This window comes from Caballeronia glathei (assembly GCF_000698595.1).
GTDB lineage: Bacteria > Pseudomonadota > Gammaproteobacteria > Burkholderiales > Burkholderiaceae > Caballeronia > Caballeronia glathei.
This window is the reverse complement of record NZ_JFHC01000216.1, coordinates 1-1,572: the sequence shown is the minus strand read 5'-3', so window position 1 is coordinate 1,572 and position 1,572 is coordinate 1. Positions and strand designations below refer to the sequence as shown.

The window sequence follows — 1,572 nt, the reverse complement described above, 5'->3', positions numbered from 1 at the left end:
AGTCAGCCAGCAATTGTTCCATCACTATGCTCCTCATTGGTCCGCAACCGATGGCGTTCCCTCGTCCGGTATCGCTGGAGCGTGCGGTTGTTCTGCGTGATCCTAGAGCATTCTTTACGCGAGCACGCGTATAAGTGATGCCGCCTGCACAACCGCACTGACTCCATACATTGCAGAGCTCAACTGGACGTCTGAATCGGCGTACTACCCGTGCCTACGCAGGACAGAGGCGAGAATGCCTACATCAGGATGGCGGTCGAACAGGGTGAATAGCGATTCCGCGAGCTTTCAGGCCCTAAATGTCCTGTTCCCTCCTGCGGGTGCAACAAGAGTTGACCGTTAGCCCTCGATAGGCGCCGTTCACGTGGCAAAAGTTCGAAAGGCTCAAACGGGTCCGACTGCTGCCTGACGCGGCCGATCAGTGGCCGACCACGGCGACCTTTCTATGCGAGACCGTGATCGGCCGAGATGGAATGGACATTGGTCCATGCTTTCATGCTGACATTCGAGCGTCGGCTCCGTCCCAGCTTACGGTCAACCGTCGGGTGCCGCGAGGCCACCGCGATCAGTATCCGGGCGGCGGCTGAACAGGCATGTACGCCACGCCGCTGCTCGCATAACCCGCCGCGTACCAGGTTGCGCCACATTGATAGTACGACACGCCGTTGACCGCGACCGGAGCTACGTTGCACGGCGGCCCGACGGGCCCGGGTGCCGGCGCGGCGACGATGGTGTTCGGTGTTGTTGCGGCCGTGGCCGCACCTACTACTATTGCGCCGGCTACGAATCCGGCTGCCGCAGAACCGCCGTCCCAGTCCGAGTTTGAGCAGTTGTTGCAATTGCCATCGTAGTTGTTCTGCACGTTGGTCACGGTCGTAGACCGAGTGTTCTGCATCTCCTTGGCGGTGGCCTGACGCGTACTCTGGTTCTGGCTGGTCGTTTGAGCCGCCGCGGCTTGCCGCGAACTCTGATTCTGGCTGGACGTAGTCTGGCGCTGCGCCTGGTTCTGGCTCGACGTGGACTGGCGCTGGGCCTGGTTCTCGCTCGTGTTCTGCTGCCGGTTCGCCTGGTTCTGGCTGGAGGTTTCCTGCATCGAACTCGCCGAACTCTGGCGCGCACTCTGATTCGCGCTTGAAGTTGAAGTCGCTGTAGCTTGGCGCGAGGCCTGCCGTTGTTGGCCCGTTGCCTGCTGACCGGCGCCACGCCGCGAACTGCCTTGCGCAGCGGTCGAGCCGCCGGAAGAGAGCCCTCCAGCCGACGCCGCCCCGCCACGCGAATAGCCGCCGTCGCCCCCACCGCCACCGCCTCCGCCACGGGCGCCGCCGCCTCTCTCGCGCTGTGCATCCGCCTGATTGATCAGCCCCAGCGTCAATACTGCGGCGACCAAGGCCGTAATGGCGCGGTCCCACGATCCTGTTTTCATCACTTGCCTCCCTTCTTCGCAGACGGCTTGGCAGCGGCGGGCGCCGCACGCGGAAGCTGTGCTGCGAACGCGACTTTTTGCAGGCCATCGGGGATCTGTACCGAGAACGTTGCATTATCAATCTGAGGCGCAAGGTTCCAGTCGATGAA

The 1,572-nt window shown here is 62.5% G+C and carries 1 protein-coding gene; it reads right to left on the bottom strand.

What is annotated here, in order from left to right; genetic code table 11:
- Nucleotides 1-565: 565 nt before the first annotated feature.
- A complete protein-coding gene (locus tag BG61_RS38365) occupies nucleotides 566-1,093 on the bottom strand; it encodes a hypothetical protein (RefSeq protein WP_035938220.1) in 528 nt (175 codons plus the stop codon).
- Nucleotides 1,094-1,572 lie beyond the last annotated feature (479 nt).